This is a genomic window from Streptomyces sp. CNH287 (assembly GCF_000424825.1).
In genome coordinates this window covers 19,913-38,685 of record NZ_KE384252.1, presented here as the reverse complement: position 1 = coordinate 38,685, position 18,773 = coordinate 19,913, and the positions used below count along the sequence as shown (strand labels likewise).

The 18,773-nt window shown below is 73.8% G+C and carries 16 protein-coding genes; 10 read left to right on the top strand and 6 right to left on the bottom strand.

The genetic code is table 11. From position 1 onward, the window contains the following. Positions 1-65 precede the first annotated feature (65 nt). Complete coding sequence (locus H299_RS0127600) at positions 66-1,529, bottom strand: aminopeptidase P family protein (protein ID WP_027751052.1); 1,464 nt, start codon at positions 1,527-1,529, stop codon at positions 66-68. Between the two features lie 230 nt (positions 1,530-1,759). Between H299_RS0127600 and H299_RS0127595 the strand changes: the two genes are divergently transcribed. Further along, positions 1,760-2,602 (top strand): SAM-dependent methyltransferase, encoded by an 843-nt coding sequence (locus H299_RS0127595; RefSeq protein ID WP_027751051.1) that lies wholly within the window; start codon positions 1,760-1,762, stop codon positions 2,600-2,602. Between the two features lie 84 nt (positions 2,603-2,686). Beyond that, entirely contained in the window at positions 2,687-3,598 is a 912-nt protein-coding gene (locus H299_RS0127590) for a Scr1 family TA system antitoxin-like transcriptional regulator (RefSeq protein WP_027751050.1), read from the top strand. 49 nt (positions 3,599-3,647) lie between these two features. Here the strand turns inward: H299_RS0127590 and H299_RS0127585 are convergent, their stop codons facing one another. Together H299_RS0127585 and H299_RS0127580 are read right to left on the bottom strand one after the other, a co-directional pair. Continuing rightward, positions 3,648-5,381, bottom strand: coding sequence for a bifunctional 3'-5' exonuclease/DNA polymerase (locus H299_RS0127585; protein WP_027751049.1), 1,734 nt, complete (start codon positions 5,379-5,381; stop codon positions 3,648-3,650). A gap of 106 nt (positions 5,382-5,487) precedes the next feature. Further along, positions 5,488-6,777: a glycoside hydrolase family 18 protein gene (locus H299_RS0127580; protein ID WP_037761083.1), complete on the bottom strand. Its 1,290-nt coding sequence runs from the start codon at positions 6,775-6,777 to the stop codon at positions 5,488-5,490. Between the two features lie 344 nt (positions 6,778-7,121). On the opposite strand from H299_RS0127580, the gene H299_RS0127575 reads away from it, so the two are divergent. Both H299_RS0127575 and H299_RS0127570 read left to right on the top strand, forming a co-directional pair. After that, complete coding sequence (locus tag H299_RS0127575) at positions 7,122-8,294, top strand: acyl-CoA dehydrogenase family protein (protein ID WP_027751047.1); 1,173 nt, start codon at positions 7,122-7,124, stop codon at positions 8,292-8,294. Positions 8,295-8,387: 93 nt separating this feature from the next. Then, positions 8,388-8,837: a hypothetical protein gene (locus tag H299_RS0127570; RefSeq protein WP_027751046.1), complete on the top strand. Its 450-nt coding sequence runs from the start codon at positions 8,388-8,390 to the stop codon at positions 8,835-8,837. Between the two features lie 28 nt (positions 8,838-8,865). On the opposite strand, the gene H299_RS36650 is transcribed toward H299_RS0127570, so the two are convergent. Continuing rightward, entirely contained in the window at positions 8,866-9,255 is a 390-nt protein-coding gene (locus H299_RS36650) for a hypothetical protein (RefSeq protein WP_051262924.1), read from the bottom strand. 200 nt (positions 9,256-9,455) lie between these two features. Between H299_RS36650 and H299_RS0127560 the strand changes: the two genes are divergently transcribed. From H299_RS0127560 to fxsA, 5 genes are all read left to right on the top strand, one after another. Next, positions 9,456-9,896: an Lrp/AsnC family transcriptional regulator gene (locus tag H299_RS0127560; protein ID WP_027751045.1), complete on the top strand. Its 441-nt coding sequence runs from the start codon at positions 9,456-9,458 to the stop codon at positions 9,894-9,896. 162 nt (positions 9,897-10,058) lie between these two features. After that, positions 10,059-11,705, top strand: a complete 1,647-nt coding sequence (locus H299_RS0127555; RefSeq protein WP_027751044.1) for an amidohydrolase family protein — start codon at positions 10,059-10,061, stop codon at positions 11,703-11,705. A 584-nt stretch (positions 11,706-12,289) separates the two neighbouring features. Beyond that, entirely contained in the window at positions 12,290-14,107 is a 1,818-nt protein-coding gene (gene lnt / locus H299_RS36645) for an apolipoprotein N-acyltransferase (protein WP_037761082.1), read from the top strand. Next, complete coding sequence (locus tag H299_RS0127545; protein ID WP_027751043.1) at positions 14,104-14,874, top strand: polyprenol monophosphomannose synthase; 771 nt, start codon at positions 14,104-14,106, stop codon at positions 14,872-14,874. Before lnt ends, H299_RS0127545 begins: the two co-directional genes overlap by 4 nt. Before the next feature lie 4 nt (positions 14,875-14,878). Then, a complete protein-coding gene (gene fxsA / locus H299_RS36640) occupies positions 14,879-15,484 on the top strand; it encodes an FxsA family membrane protein (RefSeq protein ID WP_037761080.1) in 606 nt (201 codons plus the stop codon). A 206-nt stretch (positions 15,485-15,690) separates the two neighbouring features. On the opposite strand, the gene H299_RS0127535 is transcribed toward fxsA, so the two are convergent. Together H299_RS0127535 and yczE are read right to left on the bottom strand one after the other, a co-directional pair. Next, positions 15,691-16,068: an RNA polymerase-binding protein RbpA gene (locus H299_RS0127535; RefSeq protein ID WP_027751042.1), complete on the bottom strand. Its 378-nt coding sequence runs from the start codon at positions 16,066-16,068 to the stop codon at positions 15,691-15,693. Between the two features lie 256 nt (positions 16,069-16,324). Then, positions 16,325-17,023 (bottom strand): membrane protein YczE, encoded by a 699-nt coding sequence (yczE, locus tag H299_RS36635; RefSeq protein WP_486587458.1) that lies wholly within the window; start codon positions 17,021-17,023, stop codon positions 16,325-16,327. Between the two features lie 173 nt (positions 17,024-17,196). Between yczE and yczR the strand changes: the two genes are divergently transcribed. After that, positions 17,197-18,768 carry a MocR-like transcription factor YczR gene (yczR, locus tag H299_RS0127525; protein ID WP_027751041.1) on the top strand — a complete coding sequence of 524 codons (1,572 nt, stop codon included), beginning with the start codon at positions 17,197-17,199 and terminating at the stop codon, positions 18,766-18,768. Positions 18,769-18,773: the final 5 nt, after the last annotated feature.

The following is an 18,773-nucleotide window of genomic DNA, read 5'->3' as shown; positions in this document are numbered from 1 at the left end:
GAAGGGGACCGGCGCCGCGGAAGGCTGCCCTCCCCGGGCGGCCTCCCGCCCGGGACGGGGGTGCCTCAACCCGCCAGCAGCGTCCCCATCCACTCCTCGACGCCGTCCGCGGTGCGCGGCAGCGCGCCGGACATCAGGCGGGAGCCGTCGGCGGTGATCACCAAGTCGTCCTCGATGCGGATGCCGAGGCCGCGCAGCTCCGGCGGCAGCGTCTCGTCGTCCGGCTGGAGGTAGAGGCCCGGCTCCACGGTCAGCACGTGCCCCTCGGCCAACTCGCCGTCCAGATAGGTCTCCGCGCGCGCCTTGGCGCAGTCGTGCACGTCGATGCCGAGCATGTGGCCGCTGCCGCAGAGGGTGTAGCGGCGGTAGAGATCGCTCTCGGTGGCCAGTGCCTCCTCGGCGGAGACCTTGAGGACCCCCCACTCGCGCAGACCCTCCGCGAGCACCCGCATCGCCGCGCGGTGGAAGTCGCGGAAGGCGGCGCCGGGCCGCAGTGCCGCGATGCCGGCGTCCTGGGCGGCCAGCACCAGTTCGTACGCCTCGCGCTGGGCCGGCGTGAAGCGGCCGGAGAGGGGCAGGGTGCGGGTGATGTCCGCGGTGTAGAGGGTGTCGGTCTCCACGCCCGCGTCCAGCAGGAGCAGTTGGCCGCCGTCGAGCGGGCCGTCGTTGCGTATCCAGTGCAGCACGCAGGCGTGGGCCCCGGCGGCGGCGATCGTCTCGTAGCCGGTGCCGTTGCCCTCCGTCCTGGCGCGGAGGTTGAAGACGCCCTCGATCCAGCGCTCGCCGCGCGGGTGGCGCAGGGCCTGCGGGAGCGCGCGCACCACGTCCTCGAAGCCGAGGGCGGTGCTGTCGACCGCCAGTTGCAGCTGTGCCGTCTCCCACTCGTCCTTGACCAGGCGCAACTCGGAGAGGACGGAGGCGAGTTCGGCCTCGCGGTCCGGCCCGTGCACGCCGGGGGCCGCATCCAGCAGCGCGTCCACGGCGGTGTCCAGGCCCGTCAGCGCCCGGGTGGGCGGCTGGGCTCCGCGGAGGAGGGCCGCCAGGTCCGCCGCGTGCCGGCACTCGATGCCGGTCAGCTCGGCCGCCTCCGCCAGGTCGGGGCGGCGGCCGACCCAGAACTCGCCGTAGCGCCGGTCGCGGTAGAACTCGCCGCTGTCGCGCGGCGAACGCGGGCGCACGTAGAGCAGCGCCTCGTGGCCGGCGGGGCCGGAGGGCTCCAGGACCAGCACGCTGCCGGGCTGGTCCTCGCCGGTGAGCCCGGTCAGCCAGGCGTAGGCGCTGTGCGGCCGGAAGCGGTGGTCGCAGTCGTTGGTGCGGACCTTCAGCTGCCCGGCGGGCAGGATGAGCCGCTCGCCGGGGAAGTGTGCGGAGAGCCGCGCCCGCCGCCCGGGGGTGACCGCGTACGAGGGCACCCGCACGCCGCCGGGCAGCGGCGAGGGAGCCCAGGCGGTGGCCATGAAGGCTTCCAGCTCGGGGGAGACGTCCAGATCGTGGCTGCCGGTGTGCAGGCGGGTGGCGGGTTGCGTCACAGTTCCTCCTGGTATGGGTGCCCTTGTGCAGGGCGGCGAGGGAGCAGTGGAATTTTACATTACTATTTCATTGCATTATGAATCTAAATGCCAGTATCCGTCCTCCCCGGGCGCGCGGGTCACGGAAAGCGAGCACGCGGCTGCTCTGGATCACCTCAACCGGCTAACCTGGTAGAGAATTTGACGACCTGGCACCCACCGCGGCGGTGTGCGGCGGGAGGGAGAGCGAGATGACGGACCCGCGCGGCTGGATGCGCGCCGCGGCCAGACCTCCGGTCGACCTGCACACCGACCGGGCGCACGCGGCGCGCGTCTACGACGTCCTGCTCGGCGGCAAGACCCACTACCCGGCGGACCGTGAGGCGGCCGAGCGGGTGCTGACCGCCGTGCCCAACGCCGCCCTCGTCGCCCGCCAGAACCGCGCCTTCATGCACCGGGCCGCCCGCTTCCTGGCCGAGCAGGAGGGCATCAGGCAGTTCCTGGACATCGGGACGGGCATACCCACCTCGCCGAACCTGCACGAGGTCGTGCAGCGCTCCGCCCCCGCCTCGCGCGTCGTCTACGCCGACAACGACCCGATCGTGCTGGTCCACTCCCGCGCCCTGCACCAGAGCGGCGAGCAGGGGCGTACGGCCTACCTCCAGGGTGACCTGCGCGAGCCCGAGGCGATCCTGGGCAGCCGGGAGCTGGGCGAGACCTTCGATGCGGACCTCCCGGTCGCGGTGACCCTCTGCGCGGTGCTGCACTGGCTGCCCGTGGAGCAGGAGGCGTACGGCATCGTCGAGCGCATCGTCCGCGCGCTGCCCCCGGGCAGCTGCCTCGCGCTGACGCACCTGACCGACGACTTCGCCGTCGAGGCCATCCAGCAGGTCACCGAGGGCATGGAGGCCGACGGATCGCACCTGTACGCCCGGAGCAGGCAGGAGGTCCTGCGCTTCTTCGACGGCCTGGAGCTGATCGACCCCGGCCTCCAGGCCGTCCAGGACTGGCGCCCCGACCCCGTGGACCTGGGCGCCGACGCGCTGGGGCCCACCGACATCCCGCTGTACGCGGCGGTGGGCCGCAAGCGCTGAGCCCCGCGGTCCGCCGCCCATCCAGGCACCGACGTGCCGAGACCACACGACGCGGCACGACCGCAGGAGAACGCAGGAGTGGTAATGACCGCCATGAGGCAGCCGGACGGCGAGCCGCACCTGGGACGCTACCTGGGGCGCCCGGAGACAGGGCCGACGGTGGTGCGCATCGTCCTGGGGGCGCGGCTGCGCACACTCCGGCAGGCGTGCGGCATCAGCCGGGAGTCCGCGGGCAAGGTGATCCGCGGCTCGCACGCCAAGATCAGCCGCCTGGAACTGGGCCAGGTGAGCTTCAAGCAGCGCGACCTGACCGACCTGCTGACCCTGTACGGGGTCTGCCTCGCCGCCGAGCGGGAGGAGTACCTCGCGCTGGCCCGGCAGGCCAACACCCCCGGCTGGTGGCACCAGTACAGCGACGTGCTCGCCGACTGGTTCGCGCTGCACATCGGCCTGGAGGAGGCGGCCTCGCTCATCCGGACCTACGAAGTCCAGTTCCTGCCCGGCCTGTTGCAGACGGAGTCGTACGCCCAGGTCGTCACCCGCCTCGGCTACCCGGACGCCGCCGAGCGCAAGATCGAGCGGCTGGTCGAGCTGCGGATGGAGCGGCAGCGGCTGCTGAGGCGGCCGGGGGCGCCCAAGGTGTGGACGGTGGTCGACGAGGCGGTGCTGCGCCGACCGTTCGGCGGCACCGAGGTGATGCGCGCCCAGCTGCGGCACCTGCTGGAGGTGATCGAACTGCCCAGTGTCACCCTCCAGTTCGCGCCGTTCAGCGTGGGCGCCAACGCGGCGGCCGGATCGCCGATCACTCTCCTGCGGTTCGCCGAACCGGATCTGCCCGACAAGGTGTACCTGGAGCAGCTGACCGGGGCGGTCTACCTCGACAAGCAGGAGGACATCGACCAGTACACCCTCATCATGGACCGGCTGTGCGCGGAGGCCGAACCTCCCGAGCAGACCGGCCGGTTCCTGCGCGCACTGCTGGCGGAGCTGGGCTGACCCGGGCGGTGGGCCGCCGCGCCCGGACGCTCCGCACGCGGGCCCCGGGCTACTTCGCCGAGGCGTAGCACTCCACCACCGCCGTGCTGAAACCGAACCGCACCGGCGTGTCCCCGAAGGCCGCCAGCCCCGCCCGCTCGCCCGCCGCCCGCACGGCCTCGGCGACCTGCTCCGCCTCCTCGGCCGGACAGTGCACGATCACCTCGTCGTGCTGGAAGAACACCAGCTCGGCGCGCATCCCGGCAAGCGCCTGCCGCAGTGCGGCCAGCATCAGCACGGCCCAGTCGGCGGCGCTGCCCTGCACCACGAAGTTACGCGTGAAGCGGCCCCGGGCCCGCGCCCCCGCCCCGCCGCCGTACGGCGCCTCCCGGGCCGCGCCGTACCCGCCCTCGCCGCTCGCGTCCCCCTCCCCTCCCTCCTCGTCCCCGGCGCCCGCCGGGGGACACGTGCGGCCCAGCCACGTACGCACCAGGCGCCCCTCCTCGCCGGCCCGCGCCGCCTCGTCCACGTAGTCCACCGCTGCGGGGAAGCGCCGCCGCAGCGCGGCCAGATTCCGCAGGCCGTCCCCGCTGGTCTGGCCGTAGACGGCGCCCAGCAGCGCGAGCTTGGCCTGCTCGCGGTCGCCGGAGAACGCCCGCTCCGAGAGCACCGTGTACAGGTCGCGCCCGCTGGCGGCCACCTCCATCAGCCCCGCATCGCGCGAGACGGCCGCCAGCACCCGGGGCTCCATCTGGTCGGCGTCGGACACCACCAGGCGCCAGCCCGGATCGGCCACCACCGCGCGCCGTACGACCTTGGGGATCTGCAGCGCCCCGCCGCCGTTGGTCGTCCAGCGCCCGGACACCGTGCCGCCCGGCAGGTACTCGGCCCGGAACCGGCCGTCGCGCACCCACGCGCGCAGCCAGCTCCAGCCGTGCGCCGTGTAGAGCCGGTAGAGCTTCTTGTAGTTCAGCAGCGGGGCGACCGCGGGGTGGTCGATCTCGCGCAGCTCCCAGGCGCGGGTGGAGGTGAGCGGGTGCCCGGCCCGGGCGAAGGCCCGCAGCACGTCGGCGGGCAGGTCGGGCCGCACCCGGGCCCCGGGCCCGAACGCCCGCGACACCTCCTCGGCCAGCTCCGCCAGACGGCGGGGCTCGCCGCCGCCTCCGTACCGCTCGCCGAGCAGCTCAGCGAGCAGCTCCCGGTGCACGTCGGCCCGCCAGGGCACCCCGGCCCGGCTCATCTCGGCGGCCACCAGCGTGCCCGCCGACTCGCCCGCCAGCAGGAGCCGCATCCGCCCGGGGTGCCGGGCCGCCGCCGTACGCTCCAGCTGCGCCGCGTACACCTCCAGCAGTGCGCCCATCGGGTCCACCCCCTCGGGCAGCGGCACCGGCCCGGCCTCGAAGAGGGAGGGCTGCGGGTCCGCCTCGCGGGAGACGGGCGCCGGATCGCGGGGGACCGGGAGGCCGTGCAGCCGCGCGCGGGCGGCGGGGAGCGAACGCGGCTCGCCGGCGTACCCCTCGTGCCCCAGCAGCAGGTTCTCGGCGGCCTCCACGTCCAGGCAGCGCTCCACGCGCAGGCCGGCGCTGAGCAGTCGGGGATAGAGGGCGGCGGTCGAGCGCCACACCCACCGGCCCACCGACGGGCGCGCACGCACCGCCGCGACCGCCGACTCCTCCGCGCGCACCGGCCCGGCGGGGGCGCCCCGCGCGTCCAGCGGGCAGACCAGGGCGCGCCCGTCGGCGGACTCGGCGAGCGCCCAGCGCACCGCGTCCGCCGACGCCTGGCCACCCGTGTCGTCCGGCATGCGACCGAGTGTGCCATCCGGGTCCGACAACCCGGCGACCTGGCCTTTTGGGCACGAAGGGGCGGGGACCGGCGGCGCCCGGCCCCCGCCCCGGTGCACGGCGTGGTCAGCGGATGGACTTGATCAGTTCGCCGTCGCTGGTGTCACCGCTCAGCTCCCAGATGAACGAGCCGCCCAGACCCTCACTGGCGGCCCAGGCGGTCTTCTCGCCCAGGGTCTGCGGGGTGTCGTAGCTCCACCAGTTGCTGCCGCAGTGGGCGTAGGCGGTGCCCGCGACGGTGCCGGTGACCGGGCACTTGGCCTTCAGCTCCTTGTAGTCGTCGATTCCCTGCTCGTATTTGCCCGGCGCCGGCCCGGTCGCCGTGCCGCCCGGTTCGGACTGGGTCACACCGGTCCAGCCGCGGCCGTAGAAGCCCAGCCCCATCAGCAGTTTCTGGGCGGGTACGCCCGCCTTCTTGAGTTTGGCGATGGTGTCGGTGGTGTTGAAGCCCGACTTGGGGATGCCGTCGTACGCCTTCTGCGGGGAGTGCGGGGCGGTGGGGCCCTGCGCGTCCCAGGCGCCGAAGTAGTCGTAGGTCATCGCCAGGTACCAGTCGACGTACTGCGAGGCGCCGCCGTAGTCGGTGGCGTCGATCTTGCCGCCGTCCGAGGCGTCGGCGGTGATCGCGGCGGTCAGCAGCTCGTTGCCGCCGAACTTCGCGCGCAGCGCCTGCATGACCTTCCCGAACGCGTCCGGGCCGCTCTCGTCACACGTCAGCCCGCAGGCGTTGGGGTACTCCCAGTCGATGTCGATGCCGTCGAAGAGGCCGTCCCAGCGTGCGTCGTGCACGAGGTTGTAGCAGGACTCGGCGAACGCCTGGGGGTCCTTGGCCGCCTCGGTGAAGCCGTTGGACCAGGTCCAGCCACCGAAGGACCAGAGGATCTTGAGGTCCGGGTGCTTCTTCTTCAGCTTCTTGAGCTGGTTGAAGTTGCCGCGCAGCGGCTGTTCCCAGTTGTCCGCCACTCCGTCGACGCTCTGGTCGGCGGTGTACGCCTTGTCGGTGGCCGCGTAGGCGTCGCCGATGGTGCACTCGCCGCCCTGGACGTTGCCGAAGGCGTAGTTGATGTGCGTCAGCTTGTCCGCCGCGCCGGAGGTGTCCACGTTCTTGGCGTGGTAGTTGCGCTGGTAGACGCCCCATTCGGTGAAGTAGCCGACGACCTTGCCGGCCGCCTTGGTGCCCGCCTGGCCGGCCGCCGCGGGCTGCTGGGCAGGTTTGTCCGCCGCCGTCTCCGAGGCGCCTGCGGAGGGGCCGGCGGCGAGCAGTCCGGCGGCCAGGGCCGCCGTGCACGCGGTCCCGAGGGTGCCGAACAGCGCGCGCCGCCGAGGGCGACCGCTTCTGCGTGAGAATCCGAGCATGACTCTCCTTGGTGGGGGTGATGTGGGGGTGTGGAGGAGGGAGCATCGGTCGGAGTGCCGCGATCATTGGCATGAACGCGACGTGTCATCGATGGGCACGCTAGAAGGACTAGACCACTGCGTCAATGGTGCGGACCAATGCCCGTTCCTCTGGGTGATCGGTTCGCTCCGCGATTCTGGTGACGCGGTGCCCCGTATCGGGCATACTCCAGAAAGCCGCAGCCGCTGGTCAGCCGCCGTTGGAACCCGACGGCGCGAGCACCTCGGCAGGGGCAGCGAGGACCCCGGCGACGGACGGCACCCCGTGTCCGTCACCGCAGCCCCGACACGAGGAGAGCGCCCCCATGCCCGAGTTCGGTCCCCAGCCGGTGGAACGCCAACTGCCCACCGAGGAAGCGCAGGACCTGCTGTCCCTCGTGCGGGAGATCGCCGCGCGGGAGATCAGGCCCACCGCGGGCGAGGACGAGCACACCGGCCGTTTTCCCCGCCAGGTCTTCACCCTGCTCTCCGAATCGGGCCTCCTCGGCCTCCCCTACCCGATGGAGTACGGCGGCGGTGACCAGCCCTACGAGGTCTACCTCCAGGTCGTCGAGGAACTGGCCGCGGCGTCGCTGACCGTCGGGCTCGGCACCAGCGTGCACACGCTGGCCTGCCACGCCGTCGCCGAGTTCGGCACCAAGGAGCAGCGCGCCGCCCACCTGCCCGAGATGCTCGGCGGCGGGCTGCTGGGCGCGTACTGCCTCTCGGAGCCCGCCGCCGGATCGGACGCGGCGGCCCTGCGCACCCGCGCGGTCCGCGACGGCGGCGACTGGGTCCTGGAGGGCACCAAGGCGTGGATCACCCACGGCGGCGTCGCCGACTTCTACACCGTCCTCGCGCGTACCGGCGAGGAGGGTCCGCGCGGCATCAGCGCCTTCCTGGTCCCGGGTGACGCGGCGGGTCTGACCGCCGCGGCCCCCGAGCGCAAGATGGGGATGCGGAACTCGCCCACGGCCCAGCTGCACTTCGACGGCGTCCGAGTGCCCGGCGACCGCCTCCTGGGCGACGAGGGGCAGGGCTTCGTCGTCGCGCTGGCCGCACTGGCCTCCGGTCGCCTGGGCATCGCCGCCTGCGCCGTCGGACTGGCCCAGGCCGCGCTGGACGAGGCGCGCGCCTACCTGCGCACCCGTGAGCAGTTCGGCCGCCCGCTGGCCGACTTCCAGGGGCTGCGGTTCATGGTCGCCGACATGGCCACCCAGATCGAGGCCGGCCGCAGCCTGCTGCTGGCCGCCGCCCGGCTGCGCGACGCCGGGCGCCCGTTCGCCCGGCAGGCCGCGATGGCCAAGCTCTTCTGCACGGACGCCGCGATGCGGGTTGCCACCGACGCGGTGCAGCTCCTGGGCGGCTACGGCTACACCGTCGACTTCCCCGTGGAGCGCTACCTGAGGGAGGCGAAGGTCCTCCAGATCGTCGAGGGCACCAACCAGATCCAGCGCATGGTCATCGCCCGCGACCTGCTCGGCCCCGAAGCCCGCTGAGACCCGCGCGGGGGGCAGCAGAGGCGCCTGCCGTGCTGTGCCTGCCAATGTAATGCCCCCTCCAGGTTTTTGGCGCTTACCGAGGAGGGCTTGATGGTTCCGGAACTGGTCAGGCTCTGGGTGGCCGGCTGGGCGGTGTCACGCGGCACGCCACGGCCGGTCGAGCAGCCCTGGGGGTTCTGTGTCGAGGTGGATGCGCCCGGCCACGTCGCACGCCGCGTACTGCCCCACGCCCACGAGGCGGCCGTACGCCAGGCCGCCGCCTCGGTGACCACGCCGCACACCTGGCTCAAGGTGCCCGAGGAGCCGTCGGCGGGCTGCACCGCCTCCACGTACAGCCGCGACGGCGTCCTCCACGTCCGGGCGTACGACGCGGCCGGTGAACGCGCCGCCACCGGGCAGCTGACGCTCGTCGAGGACGCAGGCCTGGGAGTCCCGGGCGTCACCGACGAAGGACGCGCGCTGTACGAGACGCTGGGCCGGCAGTGGCACGCGCCGCTTGCGGCCTGCGCCTACCTGCCCCGGGAAGTGCCCGCGCTCTGACAGCTCCCGCTGTCACCCGCCCTCTCGTTCAGCTCCCCGCCGCCTGCGCCGCCGCAGCGCGCCGGGGCCCGCCCGCGTGCGAGAACGGCTGCATCCGCCAGTCCAGCCCCTGGGGCAGGGTCAGCAGCGCCGCGACGTCCTCGTCCTTGGCGCCGCCCTCGCCGTCGGCGGGCCGGGCCTCCGACGAGGCCCGCCCGGTGCCGGGGCACACGGTCAGACCGAACGGGTCCCAGCGGGTCGGGCACAGCGCGTGCTCGGGCAGCTGCTCCTCGTCCGCGAAGAGCGCGATGGGCTGGGCGCACTCCGGGCAGTTGACCCGGACTATCTCGTAGGTGTCGTACTCCTCGGCGGCGCCGGTGGCGGCGACCGGGACCGTGTCCTGTGCACGACTGGTGGACGGCGTCTTCACGCTGCGCATGCCATTCCCCCTCGGGTGAACCGGTCCGACGACTGGGCCCGGCCACAGCAAGCACTTCCCGTCGTGCCACGCGCATAATCGCCATGCTCCCCAGGGCACGGGCGCATCGATGTGGCGTTGCTCACACCCCGCGCCCGTTCGTGCCTCCGAACGGACGCCAGCTGTGCCGGAGTGCGCCCGGCACAGTAAGTTGACGTGCTGTGGAAGACCTGGATCGGCACATCGTGGAACTGCTCGTCAAAGACGGCCGGATGAGCTACACCGACCTGGCTAAAGCCACCGGCCTGTCCACGTCGGCCGTGCACCAGCGGGTGCGCCGCCTGGAGCAGCGCGGGGTCATCCGGGGCTACGCGGCCATCGTCGACCCCGAGTCGGTCGGCCTGCCGCTGACCGCGTTCATCTCCGTCAAGCCCTTCGACCCCAGCGCGCCGGACGACATCGCCGAGCGGCTGGCCGAGGTGCCCGAGATCGAGGCGTGCCACAGCGTCGCGGGGGAGGAGAACTACATCCTCAAGGTGCGCGTCGCCACCCCCATCGAACTCGAGCACCTGCTCGCCCGCATCCGCTCCCTCTCCGGCGTCTCGACCCGGACCACCGTCGTCCTCTCCACGCCCTATGAATCCCGGCCGCCGCGCGTCTGAGGCGGACCGGGCCGGCCGCGCCCGTGGCCACCCCCGGCGCCGCTCCGCCCTGGCGCGGGGCAGACTGGGCGGGTGCCGCCCAGGCCGGGCGGCACCGCAGCGCCCGCGCCGCCGTCGGCACGGGCGCGGAGCGAGCCGATCCGATACCGCGAGGCAGCCGCCGTGAACGACCCCACCACCCAGACGGCCGCCGAGCGGCCCCGTACCGTCCTGCTGCGCGGGGGCGAGGTGCACAGCCCCGCCGACCCCTTCGCCACCGCGATGGTCGTCGAGGGCGGCACCGTCGCCTGGGTCGGCTCCGAAGGCGCGGCCGACTCCTTCGCCGACGGTGTGGACGAGACGATCCGGCTGGACGGGGCCCTCGTCACCCCGGCATTCGCTGATTCCCATGTGCACACTACCGCAACTGGCCTGGCGCTCACCGGTCTTGACCTCGCCCCCGCGCGGAGCCTCGCCGACGCGCTCGCCCGGGTCCGCGACCACGCCGCCGCCCGCCCCGGCGACCGGGTGCTGCTGGGCACCGGCTGGGACGCGACCGCATGGCCCGAGCGGCGCCACCCCACCCGCGCGGAACTGGACGCCGCCACCGGCCGCCGCCCCCTCTACCTCACCCGGGTCGACGTCCACTCCGCCCTGGTCACCACCGCGCTGCTCGACCTCGTGCCCGGGATCACCGACCTGGACGGCTACCGGCCGGACGCGCCGCTGACCGCCGACGCCCACCACGCCGCCCGCGCCTTCGCCCACGGCACCCTCACCGCACAGCAGCGCACCGAGGCCCAGCGCGCCGCGCTGCGCCGGGCCGCCGAGGTCGGCATCGGCTCGCTCCACGAGTGCGCGGGACCGGACATCTCCAGCGAGGACGACCTCACCGGCCTGCTGGCCCTCGCCGCCGAGGAGGCCGGCCCACGGGTCACCGGCTACTGGGCCGAGTTCGTCACTTCCGCGAAGGACGCCGCCCGGGTGCGGGCGCTCGGCGCGCTCGGCGCCGCCGGCGACCTCTTCGCCGACGGCTCGCTCGGCTCCCGTACGGCGCACCTGCACGCGCCGTACGCGGACGCCCCGCACACCGGCAGCTCCTTCCTCGACTCCGCCGCGGTCGCCGCCCACGTCGCCGCCTGCACCGAGGCCGGACTCCAGGCGGGCTTCCACGCGATCGGCGACGCGGCCGTGGGCACTGTGGCCGAGGGCGTGCGGGCCGCCGCGGAGCAGGTGGGGCTGGCCCGCGTCCGCGCCGCCCGGCACCGGGTCGAGCACGCCGAGATGCTCGGTCCGCAGACCATCGCCGCCTTCGCCGAACTCGCCCTGACGGCCTCCGTGCAGCCCGCGTTCGACGCGGCCTGGGGCGGCGACGGCGGTATGTACGCCGAGCGCCTCGGCGCGGCGCGCGCCGCCACCCTCAACCCGTACGCCGCCCTGCTGCGCGCGGGGGTGCCGCTCGCCTTCGGTTCGGACAGCCCGGTGACCGCGCTGGGGCCGTGGGACGCCGTACGGGCCGCCGCCTTCCACCGCACCGAGGAGCACCGCATCTCCGTGCGCGCCGCCTTCACCGCGCACACGCGCGGCGGCTGGCGGGCCGTCGGCCGCGACGACGCGGGGGTGCTGGTGCCGGGCGCGCCCGCCGACTACGCCCTCTGGTCGGCCGGCGAACTCGTCGTGCAGGCCCCTGACTCCAGGGTGGCGAACTGGTCCACCGACCCGCGCTCGGGCACCCCCGGCCTGCCCGCCCTCGCACCGGAGGGCCAACTGCCCGTATGTCTGCGGACGGTGGTCTCCGGCCGTACCGTGTACGCGCGGCCGAACGGATGACGGCGCGCTGCTCCATACCGCCGAACGATGTGCTCACCGGCCTGTCGCACCTGTGGTGCACCCTCGGCACTGACCTGCTGATTTAGCGAAACACCGCAGGTCAAAGGGCTGTTGACAGGCGACGCCGGTGGGCGGGTAGGTTCGGCGGAGTCCACCACAGGACGTCCGACCGGCAATTCTCCGCGCAGTCGTCGAACGCCGCTGGGCCAGGGGGTGGTGCGTCGCACCGGCACACCACCGCTGGGAGCCAGGTCCAGCGCCCGCGGCACGGGGGCGGAAGGTTTCAGCCGGTCGGCTGGTGCGACCCGGGCGGGGCCCGGATGCTCAGTAGACAACGGCTTTCGGTCGACCCGCAGCCAGCGGGTCCCAGGTCGGCCCGAAGGGCACCGGGCCCCCACCCGCAGTCCTCGGAGCTGCTCGCTGAGGGGGCCACCGGCATCGGCCGGTGGCCCCCTCAGCGAGCAGCTCCCACGGCCTCGCCCGAAGCCGTCCTCCAGTAACGGTTGCGCCCACCCGTGGTCCGCGGTCCGCCGAACCCGTTGTAACGTCACCACATCACCGCACGCCCTGCAGGAAGGCCGACCGTGCCATCGGGCCCTGACACCACCGCCGTACCCGCTCCCGGCGGCCCGGCCGCCGACCCTCCGGACAGTCGCGCGCACCGCTCCGCCGACGGCGCCTCCGGCAGTCAGGACACCCCTCGCGGGCCGGACGAGCCGGGCGGGCGGGAAGGACCCGAGAGCCCGGCGGCGGAAGGCGAGGACGCCATATCCGGCACCGAGCCCGGCCGAGGCGGCACCACCGGTGACACGCGCCCGGGGCGCGCCCGCCGCACGGCGGACCTGATCCGCCGCGAGGCACCGCGCACCGCGCTGGCCGTCGCCGCCGGGATCGGCCTCGCCCTGGCCTTCCCGCCGGTCGGCGTCTGGCCGCTCTCCCTGGCCGGGGTCGCCGCTCTCAGCCTGCTCACCCACGGGCGCACCGCCCGCCAGGGCGCCTGGAGCGGATTCGCCTTCGGCCTGGCGTTCTTCCTCTTCCTCCTCAAGTGGCTCCGTGTGGTCGGCTGGGACGCGACGTTCGGCCTCAGCGTCATCCAGGCCCTCTTCGTATGCCTGCTCGGCGCCGGGCTGGCCGTCACCTCCCGGCTCCCCGCGTGGCCGCTGTGGGCGGGCTGCCTGTGGGTCGCCGAGGAATGGGCCCGCGACCGGGTGCCGTTCGGCGGCTTCCCCTGGGGCCGCCTCGCCTTCGCCAACGCGGGCTCTCCCCTCACGCCGCTCGCAGCCCTCGGCGGCGCACCGCTGGTCACCTTCGCAGTGGCCCTCGCGGGCGCGCTGCTGGGTGCGGCGGCGCTCGCCGTCTGGCGGCTGCGCCGCGCCGTCCTGGCCTCGCGCGCGAACGCCGTGCCGGTGCTGAGCACCGTGGCGCTGGCCGCGGCCGTCATCGGCGCCGGAACCTTCGTCCCGGTGCCCACGGCCGCTGCGGACACCGTCGACATCGCCGTCGTGCAGGGCAACGTGGAGAAGCCCGGCATGGACTTCCTGGGCCGTCCCATGAAGATCCTCAACAACCACGTCGAGGCGACGCTCGACCTCGCCGCCGACGTCAAGGCGGGCCGGAAGCCGCAGCCCGACCTGGTCATCTGGCCCGAGAACGCCTCCGATCTGGACCCGCACCAGCATGCGGAGGCCAGAGCCCGGATCGACGAGGCGGTACGCGCCATCGGCGTCCCCGTCCTGGTCGGTGCGCTGGTCGACCACCCCACCAAGGAGGGGTACGTCGAGAACCAGGGCATCGTCTGGGACCCGCAGACCGGCCCCGGCGCCTCGTACACCAAGCAGCACCCGGTGCCCTTCGGCGAGTACGTGCCCTTCCGCGACCAGCTCAGCAAGGTCATCACCCGGCTCCAGCGGGTACCGCGCGACTTCTACCCCGGTGACCGCGCGGGGGTCCTCCAGGTCGGCCCCGCCAAGCTGGGCGACGTCATCTGCTTCGAGGTGGCGTACGACGAGATCGTCCGCGACACCGTCAACGACGGCGCCCGCGCGCTGGTCATCCAGACCAACAACGCCACCTACGGGCGGACCGGGCAGCCCGAACAGCAGCTGGTGATGTCCAAGCTGCGGGCCGTCGAGCACGGCCGCTCCGTCGTCACCGCCGCGACCAGCGGCATCAGCGCCGTGGTCGCCCCGGACGGCACCGTCCTCCAGCAGACCGAGGAATTCACGCGGGACGTGCTCACCGCTAAGCTTCCCCTGCGCGACGACACCACCATCGCCGACCGCGTGGGCGCCGCTCCGGAATGGGTACTCGCGCTCGCGGGTGTCCTGTCCTGCGCCGGGGCCTGGGTCCTCGGCCGCCGGACGCGCGGCGAAGAGGGCCAGGCAGAGGGGCAGCGGCAGTGACTCACGGCGGAGAACAGCGGCAGTACGGGCCGCTCGGCACGGTGCTGGTCATCATCCCGACGTACAACGAGGCCGAGAACGTGAGGCCGGTGGTCGAGCGGGTGCGCGCCGCGGTGCCCGAGGCCCACGTACTGGTCGCGGACGACAACAGCCCCGACGGCACCGGCAAGCTGGCCGATGAGCTCGCGGCCGAGGACGAGCAGGTCCAGGTCCTGCACCGCAAGGGCAAGGAAGGGCTCGGCGCCGCGTATCTGGCGGGCTTCCGCTGGGGCATCGACCACGGCTACGGCACGCTGGTCGAGATGGACGCCGACGGCTCCCACCAGCCGGAGGAGCTGCCCCGGCTGCTCACCGCGCTGCGCGGCGCCGACCTGGTGCTCGGCTCCCGCTGGGTACCCGGCGGGCGGGTGGTGAACTGGCCCAAGCACCGCGAGTACATCTCGCGTGGCGGCAGCATGTACTCGCGCGCCCTGCTGGACGTGCCGCTGCGGGACGTCACGGGCGGCTACCGCGCCTTCCGCAAGGAGACCCTGGAGGGTCTGGGCATGGACGCCGTCGCCTCTCAGGGCTACTGCTTCCAGGTCGACCTGGCCCACCGGGCGGTGCGCGCCGGATACCACGTCGTCGAGGTCCCCATCACCTTCGTGGAGCGCGAGCGCGGCGACTCCAAGATGAGTAACGACATCCTGGCCGAGGCGCTCTGGCGGGTCACTGCGTGGGGCGTGGAGGGCCGGGTGCGCAAACTTCTCGGCCGCAGGCACACTTGATGACATGAGCAACGGCGCACCGTACCCCTACGAGCCCCCGCCCGGGAACGACCGGCCGACGGGCACCCCGCACGGCTCGCGGCCCCGTCCGCGCCGCTCGCGCGCGCGTACCTTCGTGCCTCTGGGGATCGCGGCCTGGGCCGTGCTGGAGATCTGGCTGCTGATGCTGGTGGCGGACGCCGCGGGCGGGCTGACCGTCCTGGCGCTGCTCGTCGCGGGCTTCGTCCTCGGTTCGGTGGCGATCAAGCGTGCCGGGCGTCGTGCCTGGCGCAACCTCTCCGAGACGCTCCAGCAGGGTGCTCCGGGCGGCACCGCCGGGGCGGGCGGCGGCACGAGCGCGGGGCGCAGCGGCGGCAACGCCTTCGCCATGCTCGGCGGGCTCCTGCTGATCATCCCCGGGCTCGTCTCGGACGCGCTCGCACTGGTGTGCCTCTTCCCGCCCACCGCCGCGCTGCTGCGGCGCGGCGCGGAGCGGCTGCTGACCCGGGGGGAGCTGGGGGAGGCGGTCCGGCAGGCGCGCAGCGCCGGCGAGCGGACCCGCATGCACCGGCCAAACGGCAAGGTCGTACAGGGCGAGGTCATCCGCGAGGACGAGCCGCCCGCCGGCTGAGGCGCCCGCGCGTCGGCCGCCGGCCTGCCCCTGACCGCCCCGCCCGCTGCCCGGCGGCCCATCGGCCTCGCCCGGCCCGCGGACGCGGCGGGCGGAGGTGAGCGGGGCAGCGGACATGGCGAAGCCCGGCACCGCCACACGGCGGCCCCGGGCCTCCGCCGGCGCTCTTCCGGGCGCCGGCCCTGACAACTCGCTGAGCCTCGCCGCTAGGCGGACTTGCGCTTGCTGTCGCGCGGATGCACCGCGATGTTCATCGTCCCCGAGCGGAGTACCGCCAGCCGTTCGGCCAGCACTTCCTCAAGCTCCTCTCGGGTCCGTCGCTCCATGAGCATGTCCCAGTGTGTACGCGCGGGCTTACCCTTCTTCTCCTCCGGCCCCTCGCCATCCACCAGGAGGGCCTGTGCGCCGCATACCTTGCACTCCCACTCCGGCGGAATCTCGGCCTCAACCGAGAACGGCATCTCAAATCGATGGCCGTTCTGGCATGCGTACTCCACGGCCTGGCGTGGTGCCAGGTCGATACCGCGGTCGGTCTCGTAGCTGGTCACCACGAGTCGCGTGCCGCGCAGAGCTCGCTCACTCATGAATCGTGCCTCCCGGGCTTGTCGCCCACAGGACAGGTGTCGCTGTCGTCGTCATCCGGTCAACGTCCGGTCGGCGGTGAAGATTCCCGTAGTGGGACATGCGTCGCCCGTCGTGCCGCCCCTCCTTGTTACCCACCGGCGCCTGGTTTGTCACATCTGACAGGAGATGTCACCCCGTGTTCGCGCCCCTCTGGCGCTCCGTAGCGGTCCATCCGGCGAGTCGCAGGCGTACACTACCGGCCCCGCGCCGCAGGTTCTAAATCCGGTCTGAGCCGGGACCGCCCGGTACTCCGCCGGACGCGCCCTCCGGGCCGGGTGCGGAGCCCGCGGAGTCCGGCTCCTGACCGGCCCCGTTCCGTGCCGAGCGGGCCACCACGGAGGAGGCCGCGTCCGGCGGGGCGGGCACCGCGAACACGCGCAGGAAGAACTGCGCCAAGGGGCCGATCGCCAGCGCGTACAGCACGGTGCCCACCCCCACGGAGCCGCCCAGTGCGATGCCCGCGACCAGCACCGCGATCTCGACGCACGTGCGCACCAGCCGGATCGACCGGCCGGTCAGGCCGTGCAGACCGGTCATCAGCCCGTCGCGCGGGCCCGCTCCGAAGCGTGCCGAGATGTACAGGCCGGTCGCCACCCCGTTGAGCACCACGGCGCCCACCAGCAGCGGAATCCGCACCCCCAGCACCTCGGGCTCGGGCAGCAGCCACAAGGCGGCGTCCATCGACAGGCCGACGACGAAGACGTTCGAGACCGTCCCCAGGCCCGGACGCTGGCGCATGGGGACCCACAGCAGCAGGACCACCGCCCCCACGATCACCGAGACGAGGCCGATGGACATCCCGGAGTGCCGGGAGATGCCCTGGTGCAGCACGTCCCACGGGTCGAGCCCGAGGTCGGCCCGCACCATGAGCGCCGCGCTCGCTCCGTAGAGCACGAGCCCGACGTACAGCTGCACCAGACGGCGAGTGAGGCGTGAGCCGGAGGCACCAGGCCGCGGCTCCCTGGCTCCGGAGCCCTGCAAACTGGACAAAAGTAACCCCCGCTTCGTGGTGTGGACTGCCGCATGGCAGTCTGGTGGTCATATTCAGGCCAGTTCCATGGCCAATTCGCGGAAGGTGGACTGACCCGATGGCTCAGTGGACAGCAGTGGTCGGCGCCCGGCAGCTCGCCCGCCTCCTCGGCACCCAGCACCCGGGGAGCGCGGCGCGGCCCGGCGGCGCAGGCGCCGGCCACGCGCTGCGGACAGCGACGCTCCCGCGCACCGCCGCTTCCGCCACCGGCGGGCCCCGGCGGGCCCCGGCCTACCGCTCACTCGCCGACGGCATCCGCCTGCTCGTCCTGGAAGGCCGCGTCCCGGTCGCCGCCCGGCTGCCCGCCGAACGCGAACTGGCCGCCGCCCTGTCCCTCTCCCGTACGACGGTCGCCGCCGCCTTCGAGGCGCTGCGGGCCGACGGCTTCCTGGTCTCCCGGCGCGGCGCCGGCAGCTGGACGGCCGTACCCGACGGCGGCCCGCTGCCCACCGGCGGCCTCGAACCCCTGCCGCCGGAAGCCGCCGACACCATGATCGACCTGGGCTGCGCGGCCCTGCCCGCCCCCGAGCCCCACCTGACCCGCGCCTTCGAAGGGGCCCTGGCGGAACTGCCGCCCTACAGCCGTACGCACGGCGACTACCCCGCCGGGCTGCCCGCGTTGCGCGCCGCGGTCGCGGAGCGCTACACCGCCCGCGGCGTCCCGACCATGCCCGAGCAGATCATGATCGCCACCGGTGCCATGGGCGCCGTCGCCGCCCTGTGCCGCCTCTTCGCCACCCGGGGCGAACGCGTGGCGGTCGAGCACCCCTCGTACGCGAACATCCTCGAACTGCTGCGCCAGACCGGCGCCCGCCTCGTCCCGGTGGCCATGGGGGAGGGGCTCACCGGCTGGGACCTGCCCGCCTGGCGCCAGGTGCTGCGCGACTCCGCGCCCCGCCTGGGATACGTCGTCGCCGACTTCCACAACCCCACCGGGGCGCTGGCGGACGAGGAGCAGCGCCGCGGACTGGTCACCGCCGCGCGTGCCTCGGGCACCGTGCTCATCGCCGACGAGACCATGGCGGACCTCCCCCTCGAGCCCGGACTCCGGCTGCCCGCCCCGATGGCCGCCTTCGACCCCGGCGGCTCCACGGTGGTCACCGTCGGCTCCGCCAGCAAGAGCATCTGGGCCGGCCTCCGCATCGGCTGGGTGCGCGCCGCGCCCGAGATGATCCGCCGCCTGGTAGCCGCCCGCGCCTACGCCGACCTCGGCAGCCCCGTACTCGAACAGCTCGCCGTCGCCGGACTGCTGACGGACGGCAGCTGGCAGGAGGCCGTCGCGGCACGCCGCGTGCGCGCCCGGGAGAACCGCGACGCGCTCGTGGCGGCGCTGCGCCACCGCCTGCCCGAGTGGGAGTTCACCGTCCCCTCGGGCGGGCTCACCCTGTGGGTGCGCACCGGCGGGCTCTCCGGATCGCGGATCGCACAGGCGGGGGAGCGGGCCGGGGTGCGCGTCCCGGCGGGCACCCGGTTCGGCGTCGACGGCGCCTTCGAGGCATTCGTCCGGCTGCCCTTCACACTGGCCGGGCCACTGGCCGCAGAGGCCGCGGCCCGGCTGGCCGACGCCGCGGACCTGGTACGCACCGGCTCCGCCACCTTCGCCGACACCCCGCGCAGCTACGTGGCGTGAGGCCG